Source organism: Brakhagea baltica, from assembly GCF_052161605.1.
GTDB lineage: Bacteria > Planctomycetota > Planctomycetia > Pirellulales > Pirellulaceae > JBKCUI01.
The window spans coordinates 2,521,408-2,537,043 of the sequence record NZ_CP197409.1 but is presented as its reverse complement, the minus strand read 5'-3'; the positions used below and the strand labels follow the sequence as shown (position 1 = coordinate 2,537,043).

The 15,636-nt window shown below is 51.4% G+C and carries 10 protein-coding genes; 6 read left to right on the top strand and 4 right to left on the bottom strand.

The genetic code is table 11. The features are described from left to right. Window positions 1–154: 154 nt before the first annotated feature. Window positions 155–1,339, bottom strand: coding sequence for an FIST signal transduction protein (locus tag SH449x_RS09300; RefSeq protein ID WP_482381059.1), 1,185 nt, complete (start codon window positions 1,337–1,339; stop codon window positions 155–157). Between the two features lie 24 nt (window positions 1,340–1,363). Next, a complete protein-coding gene (locus SH449x_RS09295; protein WP_482381058.1) occupies window positions 1,364–1,681 on the bottom strand; it encodes a response regulator in 318 nt (105 codons plus the stop codon). A gap of 323 nt (window positions 1,682–2,004) precedes the next feature. Between SH449x_RS09295 and SH449x_RS09290 the strand changes: the two genes are divergently transcribed. From SH449x_RS09290 to SH449x_RS09275, 4 genes are all read left to right on the top strand, one after another. After that, window positions 2,005–5,049: a DUF1592 domain-containing protein gene (locus SH449x_RS09290; RefSeq protein ID WP_482381057.1), complete on the top strand. Its 3,045-nt coding sequence runs from the start codon at window positions 2,005–2,007 to the stop codon at window positions 5,047–5,049. Between the two features lie 119 nt (window positions 5,050–5,168). Continuing rightward, entirely contained in the window at window positions 5,169–6,503 is a 1,335-nt protein-coding gene (locus SH449x_RS09285; protein ID WP_482381056.1) for a DUF1552 domain-containing protein, read from the top strand. 450 nt (window positions 6,504–6,953) lie between these two features. After that, entirely contained in the window at window positions 6,954–7,640 is a 687-nt protein-coding gene (locus SH449x_RS09280) for an ECF-type sigma factor (RefSeq protein WP_482381055.1), read from the top strand. Then, window positions 7,637–8,410 carry a hypothetical protein gene (locus tag SH449x_RS09275; protein ID WP_482381054.1) on the top strand — a complete coding sequence of 258 codons (774 nt, stop codon included), beginning with the start codon at window positions 7,637–7,639 and terminating at the stop codon, window positions 8,408–8,410. The genes SH449x_RS09280 and SH449x_RS09275 overlap by 4 nt, the downstream gene beginning before the upstream one ends. A gap of 183 nt (window positions 8,411–8,593) precedes the next feature. Here SH449x_RS09275 and rny read toward each other — a convergent pair whose 3' ends face one another. Beyond that, window positions 8,594–10,165, bottom strand: a complete 1,572-nt coding sequence (rny, locus tag SH449x_RS09270) for a ribonuclease Y (RefSeq protein WP_482381818.1) — start codon at window positions 10,163–10,165, stop codon at window positions 8,594–8,596. Between the two features lie 660 nt (window positions 10,166–10,825). Between rny and SH449x_RS09265 the strand changes: the two genes are divergently transcribed. Continuing rightward, entirely contained in the window at window positions 10,826–11,302 is a 477-nt protein-coding gene (locus SH449x_RS09265; RefSeq protein ID WP_482381053.1) for a hypothetical protein, read from the top strand. A 105-nt stretch (window positions 11,303–11,407) separates the two neighbouring features. Then, a complete protein-coding gene (gene ileS / locus SH449x_RS09260) occupies window positions 11,408–14,887 on the top strand; it encodes an isoleucine--tRNA ligase (protein WP_482381052.1) in 3,480 nt (1,159 codons plus the stop codon). On the opposite strand, the gene SH449x_RS09255 is transcribed toward ileS, so the two are convergent. Next, window positions 14,853–15,371 carry a hypothetical protein gene (locus tag SH449x_RS09255; RefSeq protein WP_482381051.1) on the bottom strand — a complete coding sequence of 173 codons (519 nt, stop codon included), beginning with the start codon at window positions 15,369–15,371 and terminating at the stop codon, window positions 14,853–14,855. The genes ileS and SH449x_RS09255 overlap by 35 nt on opposite strands. Window positions 15,372–15,636: the final 265 nt, after the last annotated feature.

The following is a 15,636-nucleotide window of genomic DNA, read 5'->3' as shown; positions in this document are numbered from 1 at the left end:
GCTGGGCAATAATCGCTGGGCAATAGTCCGCTCGATGGGTACTGTTCAGAAGCACTGAGATTGATAGCTCTGAAAAATGCCATCCGTGGCTAAACCTGTCCCGTCCCTGGGGTGTTTTGGAATTTCCCTGTAGCAAGGGATGTTCTCGGCGACTTTAAGCCATCCTCTTGAGCAAGTGAAGTACTGCGGTAAAACCATGAACCAAGTTCTGGTTTGCGATCGGACCAAACTCGCCTGCCGCAAATATACCAGCTAGCGGTAAATTAGGTAGGTAGCTATCAACAATCGTTGCATCGTGGCTTTCCACATCAAACATGCGAGAGCCGCGTCCATTGCAAGTGAACAGCAACGCACCATGCGGTTGCTCCTGGGAATCACGAAAGACTTTGAGTAAGTGTTGCAGGTCAGATGTTGCGGCATCGGCATCGCGAACGTGAAATCTTATAGTCTGTCCTACTTGAAAACGGTCGGTCACAATGAGACCCTGATTTGATGGATCGATACCTTGTACAGCACGAATCAAAAACTCACCGTGGGAAAAAGTTTCGCTGTATTCACTAATCGCACGTCCGACCATCAGCGAATTGGATACCATTTCTTGCTCTTGCGTAGGTAGCTTTTCATAAAGCTCTCTGAGTTGTTTCATAGCAGGCTTGCCACCTAATGCTACGATCGCTTGGTCTTCCATCTGTGTAATGACCAATGGCTCTCCGATCGGACGACATCCTTGCGATATGACGGTTTGCCAGCTCCAAGACCGTGGCAACGTCAATGCGACAGCCCCTCGAGACAGGATGCGGTCTCCACAAAACATGATGCTCGGACTTTGCCAATCTTGGCTGCTACAATACCCACCTAGAATGGGAACCACGGCATCTCGCGGTGAGCTCTTTTCGTATTCCAATGCTGATGCTAGCAATTCAACAGAAAACGAAACGGGGCAAGCGACCACCATGAGTCCTCCGTGCAGCTCCGCAAGCAGTTCTTCGGAGATTCCCATGACGGATGGTCCATCCGGCGTTTTAATGCACTCCAATTCATAAGTTTTCGGTAACGAATCCATTTCGTTGACTAGCATGACCGAGGCGGCGCAGCCTCCTTCGAGCTCGATCGTCGTCCCGACAACACTTTCTGCGGAACCACCGAAAAAAGGAATCCCTCCCGAGATATCCTGCCATAGATCTATGATATCGGCGGTTTTATCCACGAGTGAATCACCACTTGCGAATACAAACGCGAATTGTGCCGGTGCACGCAACAACTCCGAAGCTCTTTCGAACGCGGTTCGAATAGCGACTAAAACGGAATTTGCCGATGCGACCCCTGATGAACAAGCCATTACAGCAGTCTCCCTGCGAGGTCACTAAACGGATTGTACGATTTCGTTCATGTCGCGGTCGAATTGACCTCGCGTCAACACAGAGTCCGCACCTGCACGCTGAGCCTCCTCCAATCGAGCAACATCTACGTGTGCACCAAATGCCAAAATCGATGCGTTGCCAAAGCTATCCCTGAGTGAAGCAACCGCATGCGTCAAGTCCAGCGGTTGAAGTGAAAGATCGATCAAAACAAGCTTGACCGAATTTGCGTCGGCTCTTTCTACGAGCCGTTCCACGGATCGATCGACTATCAACTGCTTACCGGCATTGCGCACCGCACCACTCACTTTCGATTGGAACATCAAATCATTAGTCAGTAAAACGATCACGGTAGCTCGATTGCTAGAGGAAGGGAGACGTCGGTGGTATTGTAGAGCGAATTGAAATCGCTACAAGGATAAGCGCTCCTCGCAGAAGCCAATCGCAGCTCTCGCCTTAGGCAAGGTCCAGAAGCGAAACAAAACTTCGGGTTTTTGCGAAAAACGCTATTGATGCGACAATTCGGAATCGTTTTGGACACTCGACCGGTTCACAGTGTATAATTCGTTTTCCCACCTCAAAATTATTCTGGTTTGTCCCTACGACTCCAGGCCTTTCCTTAGTAGAACGTTCGTTGGAGCATTTCATGTATCAGATCGCTGGAATCGCCCGAATCGTTGCTTGTGCGATGACCGTTGCCATTCTTTTCTGCGTCTGTCCCCTGAGACTGCATGCGCTATACTTACAAGAAGCAACCCAAAACTCCGAGCTGCCTGATACTCATCAAGAGTTTTATGGTGCCATTGTTCCCTTTTTAAAAAACCACTGCGAATCGTGTCATAGTGGCGAGGAACCAGAGGCTAAATTCGATGTGACCGAGTTCTATCAGCACGAACACGTTGGCGCTTTGCTGAATAGCTGGCAATTCTTGGTTTCTCGGGTGACTATCGGAGATATGCCCCCCGCAGACCAATCCGATCGACCTTCACCAGAAGACATCGATCAGTTGGCCAAGTGGACAAAACAATTTCGCGCTGAACAAGCGTCTCTGAATCGCGGCGACCCTGGTATGGTCACGATGAGACGACTCAATCATTCAGAATATAACTACGTCATCCAAGATCTTACGGGACAGGACATCCGTCCAACGAGCTCGTTTCCTATCGATCCATCCAACGAGGCTGGTTTTGACAACTCGGCGGAATCGCTCACCATGACGCCGGCGTTGGTGACGAAGTATCTCGATGCAGCTAGATTCGTTGCTGATCACATGTTGTTAGTCCCGGAAGGAATCCGATTCGCACCCTATCCGGTCGTTACCGAAACGGATCGGGACAAGTATTGCGTTCAGCGGATCGTAGACTTTTACCAACAGCAACCAACAAAAATTTCTTCGTATCTTCTGGCTTGTTGGGACATTGCGAAATCAAGCGACTCGGTCGTTGAGGTCGCCGCACGGCGCGGGCTTAGTCCCAAGTATCTTGCGATGATTACCGCCGCACTACAAGATAAATCACATTCGTTTGGCCCGATGCGGGAAATCGGCGAACGCTGGCGGTCTGAAGTTTTCGTCTGCGAATCCGAGGCTGATGCCAACCGTGCGGCAAGGTCCTTAGGCAAATTTATTTCCGAGTACCGCACCAAGCTCGCGCCGACGGTGCCTAGCTTGAAGGGAACTAGGGGGCTTCATGAGGGGTCGCAAACTTTGGTGCTGTGGCGAAATCGCGAGGTTGCTCGATTGAGGCAATCTTGTCGGCAAGATATTTTCGAGGAGCTCGAGAACGAGGGGGGCGATGATCAAGATGGTGCTGGCACCAAGGAAGGGAGGCCATCGTCGTTCGCGATACTTCTGGAAAGAGATCGCGAGCATCTGGCTGAGCATCGCGACGAGATCAAGGCGTCTTACGAGAAGTTTTGCGAGATCTTCCCCGACGCTTTCATGATTATCGAGAGAGGTCGACACTATGCAAACGAAGGTAACATCGAGAGTAAAGGAAGGCTTCTCAGCGCTGGATTTCACAGCATGATGGGATACTTTCGCGATGATCAACCGTTGTGCAACCTCATTTTGGATGAGGCTGGCAACAAGGAATTAGACCAGCTTTGGCGTGAGCTCGAGCTCATCGCTTTAACGCCCATCCGTCAGTATGCTGGCTTCATTTGGTTCGAACGGGCAGAATCAAGCTTTATCCGTGAACCTCAGTTTCAGTTCGTTCGCGCTGAGGACAAGGATGCCAACTCAGAAGAGAAGATTCGCCAATTTGGCGAGTTATTTTTAGAAAAGGTGAAGCGAGGCAAGCCTAGCCCGCAGGTGGTTGAAGCGGTCGAATTTCACTTCGAGGATATGAACCGACAAATTCGCGGGTTGGAAAAGGAACTTCTTGAAAACGAGCCGAAACAAGTGAGTGCACTGATCGCATTTGCATCAAAAGCGTTTCGAAGAACTTTAAGTGAGCCAGAACAAGAGTCGATAAGGGAGTTTTATAACGTGTCTCGCAAGCTGCCAGCCGCCGACCATCGGTCCGCCATGGAAGATACGCTCGCATCGATTCTGGTTTCCCCTCACTTTTTGTATCGGTGGGATTTACGAACGAATGCATCTGAACGCAAACCGCTCACCGACCTAGAGCTCGCTTCGCGGTTGAGTTTCTTTTTGTGGGGAAGCGGGCCTGATGAGCGATTGATGGAGGCTGTTGTTAAAGGCAATCTAACGGAACCAAAACAGCTGCGCGAGCACACGAGCCGAATGCTTAGCGATCCTCGGTCTAAGCGAATGATGCAGGAGTTCCTTGGAAATTGGCTCGACTTTAGGCGATTTGAATCGCACAACGGTGTCGATCGAGATCGCTTCGCTAGCTTTGACGACGAGATACGATCAGCCATGGCTCGGGAGCCGATCGAAACCTTTTGGGATCTTGTCGAGCGCGATGGTTCGCTCGACGAGTTGATCGCAGCAGATCACGTAGTCGTCAATCCTGTCTTAGCAAAGTTCTACGGTCTGAAGTGGCCAGGAGACGTTCTAGACAAGGACGCTTGGGTGCGATTGGATGGGGCTTCGGGTGCAAATCGTAGCGGTATGTTGACCATGGGGGTTTTCTTGACGCAAAACTCACCTGGATTAAGAACGAGTCCTGTGAAGCGAGGCTATTGGGTCGTTCGAAAACTGCTTGGAGAAAAGATTCCGCCCCCTCCTCCTAACGTTCCGGAGTTACCTGACTCTGAGCATGACACGGGGGATTTAACGCTTCGAGAATTGCTGGCTAGACATCGCGATCATCCTAGCTGTGCGGCATGCCATAATCGATTCGATTCCGCCGGCTTGCTACTGGAGGGGTTCGATCCGATCGGTCGACCTCGGAAACTGGACCTTGCCGGGCGAGAGGTTTCGTCAGCAGCTACGATGCCTGAGGGTACGGAAGCCGAAGGTTGGAAAGGATTGAGAGATTACATCCTCACGACTCGCATTGATGAGTTCAGGAGGACTTTCTGTGAAAATTTGGTCGCTTATTCACTTGGTCGCACCCTCGTTGTGTCCGATGATTTATTGGTTGAAGAGCTGATGGAACGCCTTCGGGAAAACGATAATCGAGTAAGGATCGCATGGGAGCATTTAATCGAAAGCCCTCAGTTTTTGAACAAGCGGGGGAGCCTAACACAGAATGCACCTTTGGCGGGTGGAAGCCTGCGATAGGGGGCTTAGGCAATGGGTAGCTAAGCCGATAGACGCCTGAGCCAGATCGAACGCCAAAGAATATTTTTCGTTAACTAGAACAGCTAGCAGCTTTACCATAACTAACCGGAGCCAATTTCATGAGTACAGAAGAAAGCCGAACGGAAAAATTGACTCGTCGTCGCTGGCTTCGGGGCGCGGGAGTGCTAGCAGGTTTGCCATGGCTCGAATCGATTCCGGTTTGGGGGCAGACTGACGAGCCTGATGATGCTAGTGCTCTGCCGCAAAGGATAGGTGTGTTGTTTATGGCTTGCGGTATCCATCCGAATCACTGGTGGGCCAAAGGGCAAGGTGACGAGATGGAATTGAGTCGTTGTCTACAGCCGCTTGATTCGTTAAAGTCGAAATTGAATGTGATCAACGGGTTGTTCAACAAGAACGCTACGGGGGTTGGCATTCACCCGGGGCAAACCGGCAATATCTTGTCGGGAGCTGCTTTGAAAAAAGGGGCAGAGTTACGTGGTGGCATCAGCGTTGATCAAGCCATAGCGAATGCATTGGGGGCTGAGGATATTGTTCCGAGCTTGGTGCTCGGTTGTGAGCAGCCTACAACAGGCTATCACGAAACCAATTTCTCCATGGCCTACAGTTCTCATATCTCTTGGCAAAACGCGACATCACCGGTTCCGATGGAGGTATATCCCTCTCTAGCTTTCGATAGCTTGTTCGAAAATCGAGGTAACCAAAGGAATAAATCGATACTCGATCGAATTTTGGAGGACGCTAAAGATCTCGAGCGAGATGCTAGCGCGAGCGACAAAACCAAATTGGATGAGTATTTGACGAGCGTTCGCGAAATTGAAAAAAGGGTGGAACGCCAGCGCAACGCAGTTACCAAAGCGTCGGATCGTGTACAGGAGGGTAGATCTTTGGTGACCATGACTCGACCAGATAACGGATTGCCGGAAGATATCCGAGAGCACATGAAGCTAATGTGCGACATTGTTGCCCTAGCGTTCCAAACTCATCGCACTCGAGTTGCATCGCTACTTCTTTGTCGAGATATATCGGGACTCTTCTATCCATTCTTGGACGTCTCCAAGCCTCACCATCTCGCATCGCACGATGATTTGTCGGACGAGTGGGAGCGAGTAACCACCTACTATTGTTCTCAGTTTGCTTATCTAGCTGGGCGGCTTGATTCGATGAAGGAGGGGGCTGGGACGGTACTGGATCACTCGTGCCTGATGTTCCTTAACAACATGTGGTCCGGCAGCAAGCACGAATCGACCAGGGTCCCATTGCTGACGCTCGGCGGATTGGGGGGCAATTTAGAGACCGGCCGAGTGCTCGAATATGGCGATCGTCCGGAGAACGAACGCAAACTTTGCAGTTTCTACCTGTCTTTGATGAATCGCATGGGGGCCGAGTCCAGCGAATTTGGCGACGCCCAGCAGCAATTAGCCGGGCTGTAGTACTCGCTGTCTTCGCCGAGGAGTGTGTTTTCGCGGTGACAGCATGTCAGAGAGGCCACAATTCTGGCGAATCCCACTACATCGGGAACGTCTTCATTAGCCGCTTGCCTTTTGACGTTTTGCGTTGGCCGCTGATGATCTGCGGTCAAACGTGACATCGGTGTGCCGCAATTTTGGGAAATTTTTCAATTCTCCATCCAAGGGTGGAGCTTGCCGATCAATTCTAACGTGTGGTGTTTTGGGTTCCTTGTAGGGCTTCTTGCGGTGCGTTATTTCCCCTTGGTGCTTAGTGCCCTGTTCGGTTATCCCGGGGAGTTACCAAGTGATGGCCGATGACGGCAACATTTTTGGTATGCAAGTGTCGCGGCTAGGCCCAAAAAATCCATTCTAGTAGTATGCCCCCGCACTTGGCACGGGATCGCAGTTTGCTGAGATTCACGGTTTGGAGTGTTGGATAAGTATTACGTAGGCGTTGCGGAAGCCAAGAATAGGGGATTAATGGGGCCAAAACAGTCGGAGTATATTCAACGCATGCTTCTCGCGGCTTCGTCGGGCGATTCCTCTGCTCACGAGGAGCTTTGGAATACCTTTTATCCGAAGCTCAAAGCGGCGGTGCGTCGCAAGGTGGAGTCGATGCCACGTCTGGCGAACGACACCAGCGACTTAACCAGTGAAGCCTTGCAAAGTTTTTTCCGGCGCGCGTTTGTGGACCAAGAGTTTGATTTGAATTGCCCCAACAGCGTTTGGCGGCTACTCAAATTGATGGCGGCCCGTCACATCAACGATGTTTACAAAGGATTGCTTGCCTCGAAGCGGGGGGGCGGACTTGCTCATTTGAGTTTGAACAACTCGAACCCGGATGACGAGAACGATTCCGATTGCAATGCTGAACTGGCGGCAAAAGTGCCGGATGCCAAACAAGTGGCGCCGGGAGAAGAGATAGAGTGGTCGGATTTGTTGGATCGATTATTGGGACTGATTGAAGACGAAACGGCGAGGCAGATTTTGTTGTTAAGGCTGGAGCATCATTCCAATTCGGAAATTGCGGACATGTTGCAGATAAGCATTCGAACGGTGCAAAGGCAGCTTAAAGGTATTGCGGGCATTTGGCAGCAAGAGATGGGTAACAATCAATGAGCGAGGCAGGTGTAATAGAAATTCTTGAGCTGGTTGATCGCGGTTGGCAAAATCGTTGTCCTTTGCCAGTTTCAGAGCTTTTGAATTCTGTCGGTGATGGCGACGACCTGAATTCGGTATCGGAGGTATTAGCGGCAGATTCGGAGTGGCGATGGCGAGTGGCCGGCTACAGCGCCGAGGCAAGTGCGTTTCCCATGCTTGGTTCGAAAGCGGATCGAAAACCGCACAGCGTTGAGCACTACCTCCGCGAAATTCCGCAGTTGGGCGAGTCGCAAGAATATGTTTTGAAGCTGATCGAATCCGAGTTCCTGGCGAGGAGTCGTTGGGGTAATCCGCCAACGATTGCAGAATTCGTCGACCGGTTTCCGGAAATCGGAGATCTCAGTGAGCGTTTAGTTCGTGCTTTGGACGAACATGCGCCTATGTGGGTTGCGAGAGAGGGGAAAGTCGTGTCCCAATCGCAATCCCCGAGAGTGATGGTCCAAACGCCACTGATTGCAGGGAGACGTACAAAGGAGGAGCGAAACAGCAATTGGCTATCGAACGAAAGCCAACGGTTGCTTGTTGCGGAAAATGAGGAACCTGGCGTTTCTCGCGAACATGTTCGAATAACTCGTGTCGCCATTGATCGAGTATTGATCGTCAATATCAGCTCGCAGGGCATACTCGGGATCAACGGAGTTGATGTACTCCCTGGTTCTGCACAGCAATTGCTGCTACCGGTAACGCTCGATGTTGGTTCTAGCCGGCTTCGATTGGAGGTTTGGTAGACAGCAGAAACAAGAATGCCCCTCGCGCCCGACCCCGCTCGGCGTTTACGCATGGCGATGTCTTCGTACAGCGAGAGGGGAGGGGCAGGATTAGGCAAGCGGCCCGAGTAGGTTTTACCTACTCGGGCCGTTTCGCTTTTTTGGCTTGAGACTTAATGCATGATGGCTCTCGCCGAAAACACCTTATCTTGCTGTTTCCGTGAAACGAGACTCTCGAACCACGGTAACCTTGATCTCGCCAGGGTACGTGAGTTGTTCCTCAAACGCTTTAGCAATATCACGGCATATCTTGGCTGCAACAGAATCGTCCGTATTTTTAGCACCCACGATAACACGCAACTCCCTTCCCGCTTGAATGGCGAATGCTTGCTCCACACCATGGAACCCCTTGGCTATAGTTTCGAGCTCTTCCATCCGTTTGATATAGCGTTCGAGCGATTCGCGGCGAGCACCTGGGCGGGATGCGCTGCATGCATCCGAGGTTGCAACGAGAAGTGTATAGGGATATTCGGTCGTTAGTTGGTCGTGGTGTCCCAGAGCGGCATGCACAACGATATCGTTTTCGCCGTTTCGCTTGAGAAGGTCGGCACCAATCTTGGGGTGCCCTCCCTCTAGCTCATGGTCAGCGGCTTTGCCAATGTCGTGTAGCAACCCAGCCCGGCGAGCGAGTGTTGGGTCGAGGCCGATCATCTCCGCCATCATTCCAGACAGAAAGGCAACTTCGACGCTGTGGCGTAGAACATTTTGCGAGTAGCTGGTCCGGAAGTGAAGCCTGCCGAGCATGTTGATGGTTCGTTCGTGGAGTCCATGGACATTCACCTCTTGGGCAGCCTCTTCACCTTTGCGTTTGATAAAGGCTTCGATTTGGGTTTCCGTCGCCGCAACAATTTCTTCGATTCGGGACGGATGGATACGTCCGTCGGTTACGAGCTTTTCCATCGATGCCCGAGCGATCTCGCGTCGGACGGGATCAAAGCCACTAACAATCACAACCCCTGGAGTGTCATCAATGATCAAGTCGCAGCCCGAGATTTTTTCGAAAGCCCGAATATTTCTACCTTCCCGACCGATAATCCGCCCTTTCATTTCGTCGTTGGGAATGTCGACCGTACTGGTGGTACTTTCCGCCGTCTGCGATGACGCGTACCGCTGCATGGACGTAAGCAAAATATCTTGCGTTTTCTGCTGCAGGACTTCGTTGATCCGCTTTTCATGCTTGAGAATGACCGAGCCCATTTCGGATTGCAGATCGCGTTCCAGGACGGTGAGCAATTGCTTTTGAGCTTCGTCTTTGGACATCCCGGTCACGCGTTGCAGATCGGCTTGTTGTTGCTGGATCAGCTTGTTGTACTGGTCAACTTTGCGTTGAGCATCCTCGATTTTTTCAGAGAGTTTGCGTTGATTGTTTTCAACAAACCGTTCCTGTTTTTTCAGATCGTCCGTCGACTGCTTGAGGAGTGCTTCGCGTTTATCTAGTTCCAGCTCCTTTTTTCGCTGTTCATCTCTCTGCTTTTGGTTCTCTTTGTCGAATTTGCTCTGGAGCTGTAGCAAAGCCTCCTTCTTTTCGATTTCAGCCGTTTTGACCAAGTTCTCGCAATCGAGTTTGGTCTGTTCCAGCAGCCGCTTTGATTGTGACTTGGCATCCTTTCCCATCAAAAAATTGATCAGAAAAGCCACTCCTGCCCCGACAGCTAGCCCGATGGCAAGAAACAAATAGGTCGATGAGGAACCAGGCTCAGCGTCCGCCGCAAAAATCAGGTAGCCCCCGAGGGAGGGCAGGTTTTCAAGCCAAGCGGGTGCGCCAGGTTCCAGAGGTATGGGATCCAACTGGCAGAATGGATAGATCGCATAGGTCACGGTTTTGCTTTCTTTTCGATAGTATGGTGATGTTTTTCAGTCGAGCGTTTCGAGTTTGGTATTCGCTACCATCGCAGTGGGGGCGCCACGGCTTGTCGATCGGGCGGTGAGCTACGAAGGGTAGGCAGTGGGCTGCAAACGGGGAGAATTGGGCCGTAAAGAACTCCGACGCTTCCCCCGTCAGGGAGCGAAAAGGGACCGACTGCTTAACACAGAAGCCTGGCTCCAAACCTCTTTTTTTCCGGTAAATCCTAACTGCGATAGCAGAAGCAGTCCTGAGGACGGCAATCAAGCCAAAGCAGTAAAGTATTGAGAAAACAGCAAGAACCATAGTGATTTTTGGTGCGTTTTCGAAAGGTTAAGGGGCCAAACAGTCGGATAATCCGCTTTGGCGTATCCTACCACAGTCCCATCGAGCTGAAAACAACGTTGTAGGTCCCGTAAGGGTAGGGGGCAACAGACGTTGACATTCTGCACCGATGCGAGCACCTTTTACACTTTTGACAAGGCCAGACGCGCGGCTGGCTTCCATTTACTTTACTTTCGATGGTGGCTCCCTTGAACGCACTCGTTGAAGTTCCTGAAACCGAATTGCTCGACCTTCCCTATGCTGTCGAGTTCGAATCCGAGCCGTCCAACGAGGAATTGGCGACCATTCGATGTCCTCTGGCGTTGGAGGCAGGTGGTTCACGACGCATCGTCGACGGAGACAACCAACAGCCGGACTGGTTTGAACTAGCATTGCAAACCGAGGCCCCGACTCCCGTACGAAACGCTTGGGATGACGACGATGATGATGTCGAGGACGAACCGGCAGAGGATGACGAAGAGGTCGTGCCTGAATCCGAGGATGAGCCCGACCCGTTCGATGATTTCGATGAAGAAGACTTCGACGACGATTTCGACGACGACTTTGAGGAAGAGCTAGACGACGAGTATGAAATCGAACCTAAGGACGACGGGTTCCCTGTCGAGTCCGACGATGATGATGATGTCGATCCAGACTTGACTGATACCTCAATAGACGATGTCTGATTGCTAATCACCTAGGAGCGAATTGCTTGCAGGACTAGGTTGCTTTTCTGGTTTCTTTCGATTCCAGCCCCTATCGGGCTGGCAAACATTTTTTCGAGTTTAAACATGTTTCGTGCCGTCAAGCAAGACACCAAGTTTCCGCAGCAAGAAGAAAGCATTCTGCGATTCTGGAAGGAGAACGACACCTACCAGAAGAGTCTAGATCTCCGCAAGCAAGGGGAGTCGTTCGTATTCTTCGAGGGGCCGCCGACTGCAAATGGTATGCCTCACCCCGGACACTGCCTTACCCGAGCGATCAAAGATCTATTTCCTCGCTATCGGACCATGCGGGGGTACCACTGCGAAAGGAAAGGTGGGTGGGACACTCATGGTTTGCCCGTCGAGGTAGAGGTCTGTAAAGAGCTTGGGATTCACGGCAAGGACGAGATTGAAACCTACGGCATCGAAGGGTTCATACAAAGGTGCCAGCAGAGCGTCTGGAAGTACATGCAGGAATGGGAGCGTGTGACGGAACGGCTCGGATTCTGGATCGATCTTTCGCAGGCCTACGTCACCTATCACCAAAGTTTCGTGGAAAGCGTTTGGTGGTCTCTTAAAAATCTATTTGATCGGGATCTCTTGTATCGAGGGCACAAGATCGTTTGGTGGTGGGCGCAGGGCGGTACCGCGTTGAGCTCAGGTGAAGTTGGACAGGGATACCGTCAAGTTGCCGACCCCAGCGTTTATGTGAAGTTCCCCATCGCTGGTGGTGATAAAACCTCGCTGGTCATTTGGACCACGACACCATGGACATTGCCAAGCAACCAATTGGTAGCTGTTAATGAAAGCTTGGACTACGCGTTTTGCACTGAAGAAGGGAACGATGAAACAGTGATCCTGGCCAAGGATCTAGTCGAGTCCCTCTCCGAAAAAACCAAACGCAAACTGAGTGTTGCCAAAATCGTGAAAGGGACTGATCTGATTGGGCTGACCTACGAGCCACCGTTTGATTGCTATTCCTCCAAGATGGGTAACGCTCCTGCTCCGCTCAAGTCGGGCGGTACCGAACGACCATGTTGGCGAGTTGTCGCGGCCGGCTTTGTGACCATCGATTCCGGTACAGGACTGGTTCACTTGGCTCCTGCGTTCGGGGAAGTCGACTACGAAGTTCTAGTGGCACAGCGTGAACGATTCGATGCACCTGGGGTGCCACCTTTGCTATGTGCGGTAGGCCCCAACGGGAAGTTTACTAGCGATTTTCCAGAACATGAAGGTGTTTGGGTTAAAGATGCGGACAAACCGATCCAGCGAACGTTGAGAGACAAGGGAAAGCTTTGGCATCAGGAGCAGTACCTCCACGATTACCCGTTCTGCTGGCGAGCGAGCGATGATCCACTGATTCAGTATCCGCGCGAAAGCTGGTTTATTCGGACGACCAAATTTCGCGATGCGATGCTGGCCAACAACAAAACGATAGGCTGGCTACCCGAACATATCGGTCCAGGCCGCTTCGGGAATTTTCTTGAATCAAACGTCGATTGGGCTCTTTCTCGCGAACGCTACTGGGGCACCCCGTTGCCCATCTGGGTTTGTAGCCAGACGGGTCGCATGGAAGCGATCGGTTCGTACGAAGAGTTAGTGGCTAAGCCCGGAGTTGCGGGAACAGAGGTTTGGCAGGACGCAAAGATGGCCGATCCGTCTCTCGTAGAAGATCTCAAAGTTCACAAGCCTTATATCGATGCGGTAACTTATGACTCCCCCTACGCAAAGGGGGCGAGGATGCAGCGGGTTAGCGAGGTCATCGACTGTTGGTACGACAGCGGAGCCATGCCCTTTGCACAGTGGGGATATCCTCACCAGAACCAAGAAAAATTTGCGAGCCAGTTTCCAGCAGACTTCATTAGTGAGGCTATCGACCAAACTCGAGGTTGGTTCTACAGCCAGCTCGCTATCAGCACGATGCTCTTCGGCGACCAAGACGGTAGTCAAGAAAGCAATAGTAAAAACAATCCTACATCGCAGCAGTATCCGCATCCCTTCAAGAACTGCATCGTTCTCGGTTTAATGCTCACCGAATGGTACGAAAGCAAGGACGGAAAGCAACGTTTCTTGACCGAGGAAGAGGCTAAGGCAGCATGCGGCACCGAGTATGTTGTTAAGACGGGTAAGATGTCAAAGCAGCTTCGCAACTACCCGAGCCCCCAGCAGATCTTCGACAAGTATGGTGCGGATGCATTGCGTTGGTATTTGTTCGCTAATCAAGCACCTTGGAACTCAATTCTTTACAGCGAGCGTGCGATTCGAGACAGCATCTCGGAGTTCATTCTCCGATTGTGGAACTCGTTTAGCTTTTTCTCAATCTATGCCGAAATCGATGGATTCCAGGGACCTGCGGGAATCAAAACCGGGCTGGATCAATTGGTTGGCAAGGAGTTTGCGCAAGCCCCGACCTATCGACCCATCGCGGAACGTGGCGAACTCGATCGTTGGATGATGAGCGAGCTATCGGCCGCATGCCGTTCGGTCGTGGAGAAAATGGATCGATACGATAGCTACGGCGCTTGCCAAACACTGCATGGACTGGTCGATGCGATGAGCAACTGGTTTATCCGCCGCAGCAGATCACGTTACTGGGCTGCGGACAAAGCGTCTACCGACAAATTGGATGCTTACTGGACTCTATATGAGACATTCGTGGTCATTGCCAAGCTGATCGCTCCCTTTACGCCGTTTTTGGCTGAAACGTTGTGGCAACATTTAAAGGGAGACCTTTCTGGCGTTCGCGAGAGTGTCCACCTGTGCGATATGCCAACTGGCCAATCAGCCGAGGGCTTCATTGAGCCCGATCCCGAATTGAGCGAACGAATGAGTTTGCTGCGCGAGATCGCCTCGCTGGGACGCTCGGCCCGAATGGACTCTAAGCTAAAAGTACGGCAGCCTTTGCAGAGGGTTGAGGTGACGCTCGCCAGCGATGCGCACGTTGATTGGCTCAAGCAGCATGATGACATCGTCCGTGAAGAACTTAACGTGGATGAGATTCACTACGCAAGCGGTACCAGCCCGTTCGTTGAATATCAAGTGCAGCCAAACTTCAGACGACTCGGACCCAAGGTCGGTAAGCTCTTGCCACAATTAAAGCAGGTCCTGGGGGCATCGTCCGGAGCTGGGCTTTTGGCGGAACTGACGGAAAAGGGAAGAATAACGCTGAGCCTCGGTGAAACGGTATTGGAATTGGACGGCGAAGACATTCAGGTTCGGCTAACAGCCAAAGCAGGCTGGGCGGCTGCGCAAGGCAAGCTGGCCGTCGTGGCTCTGAATACGGAATTAAACGAGGGTTTAATCCGCCGAGGTATTGCCAAAGACGCTGTTCGATTGATCCAAGATCTCCGCAAGAAGCGAAACTGCAATTTCACCGATCGCATCCAGGTCTGGATCGACGGAGCGACAGACTCGATCCGTTCCGCGATTAGAGAAAATGAGCAATTCGTGTGTCAGGAGACGCTAACCCTGCAATTAAACTGGGGAGCATCTCCTTCGGATGTATCAATGGATTCAGTCGAACTGGATGAGGTTACCATTCAATTGGGACTGAGGACTGATGTGTAGCATGATAACGCTCTGTAGAATTCCTCGGCGGTGGGTCTTCGTCCTGAATAAACAAGTTGAGCATGCGTCTCTCAAGTGATTCATGCTCCATGATTTCATCATACAGGGTGCGCATTTCTTTCCAAATTTCGTAGGTCTCGTTGTAGAGTTTGCCGGAGTATTCAAAATCATCGCACTTCTCACTCAGGGCGACGCAATGCAAAAGAATTTGCAAGTGTTGGCTTAGAGCTTTGGTGACATCTTTTGACTGCAAAGCTCCGTCTGAGGGGATGTATGCCAACGTCTCCTCCATACGAAATTGGCCTGCTAGCCGGTCTCGCAGTCGCCGCAATAAAGCACCCGCGTTCTGTTCAATCCAATCGCAGGAAAAAGGCTCTTGCCCGTAGGCTCCGAGCAGGAGGACATCCTCCCAAAGGGGCGTATTCTCTTCCTTCAGCTCTTGAAGGAACGCATAGTTTACAATCTTCGCCACATGAGTCGTCATTTTCCACCTCGCATAAGGGAATGGATTAAAGAATTGGTTGCAACAGCCTCCAAGGGTCAAATGAAATCTGGTTGAACGTGGCATGAAACCACACAGGATGTACGTATCAGCTTATCGAACAGCGAAGCGAAAAGCAAATTTTTTGAGAATTCGGTCCGAAATCGATCGGCCCCCCATTGCTTCGAAAAGAAGTTTGGATTTTGCCCACCTCGTTTTTTTCATGACGGCACGTTGTTTGCGTCCTCTCGTCTCTCATACGCCTTTT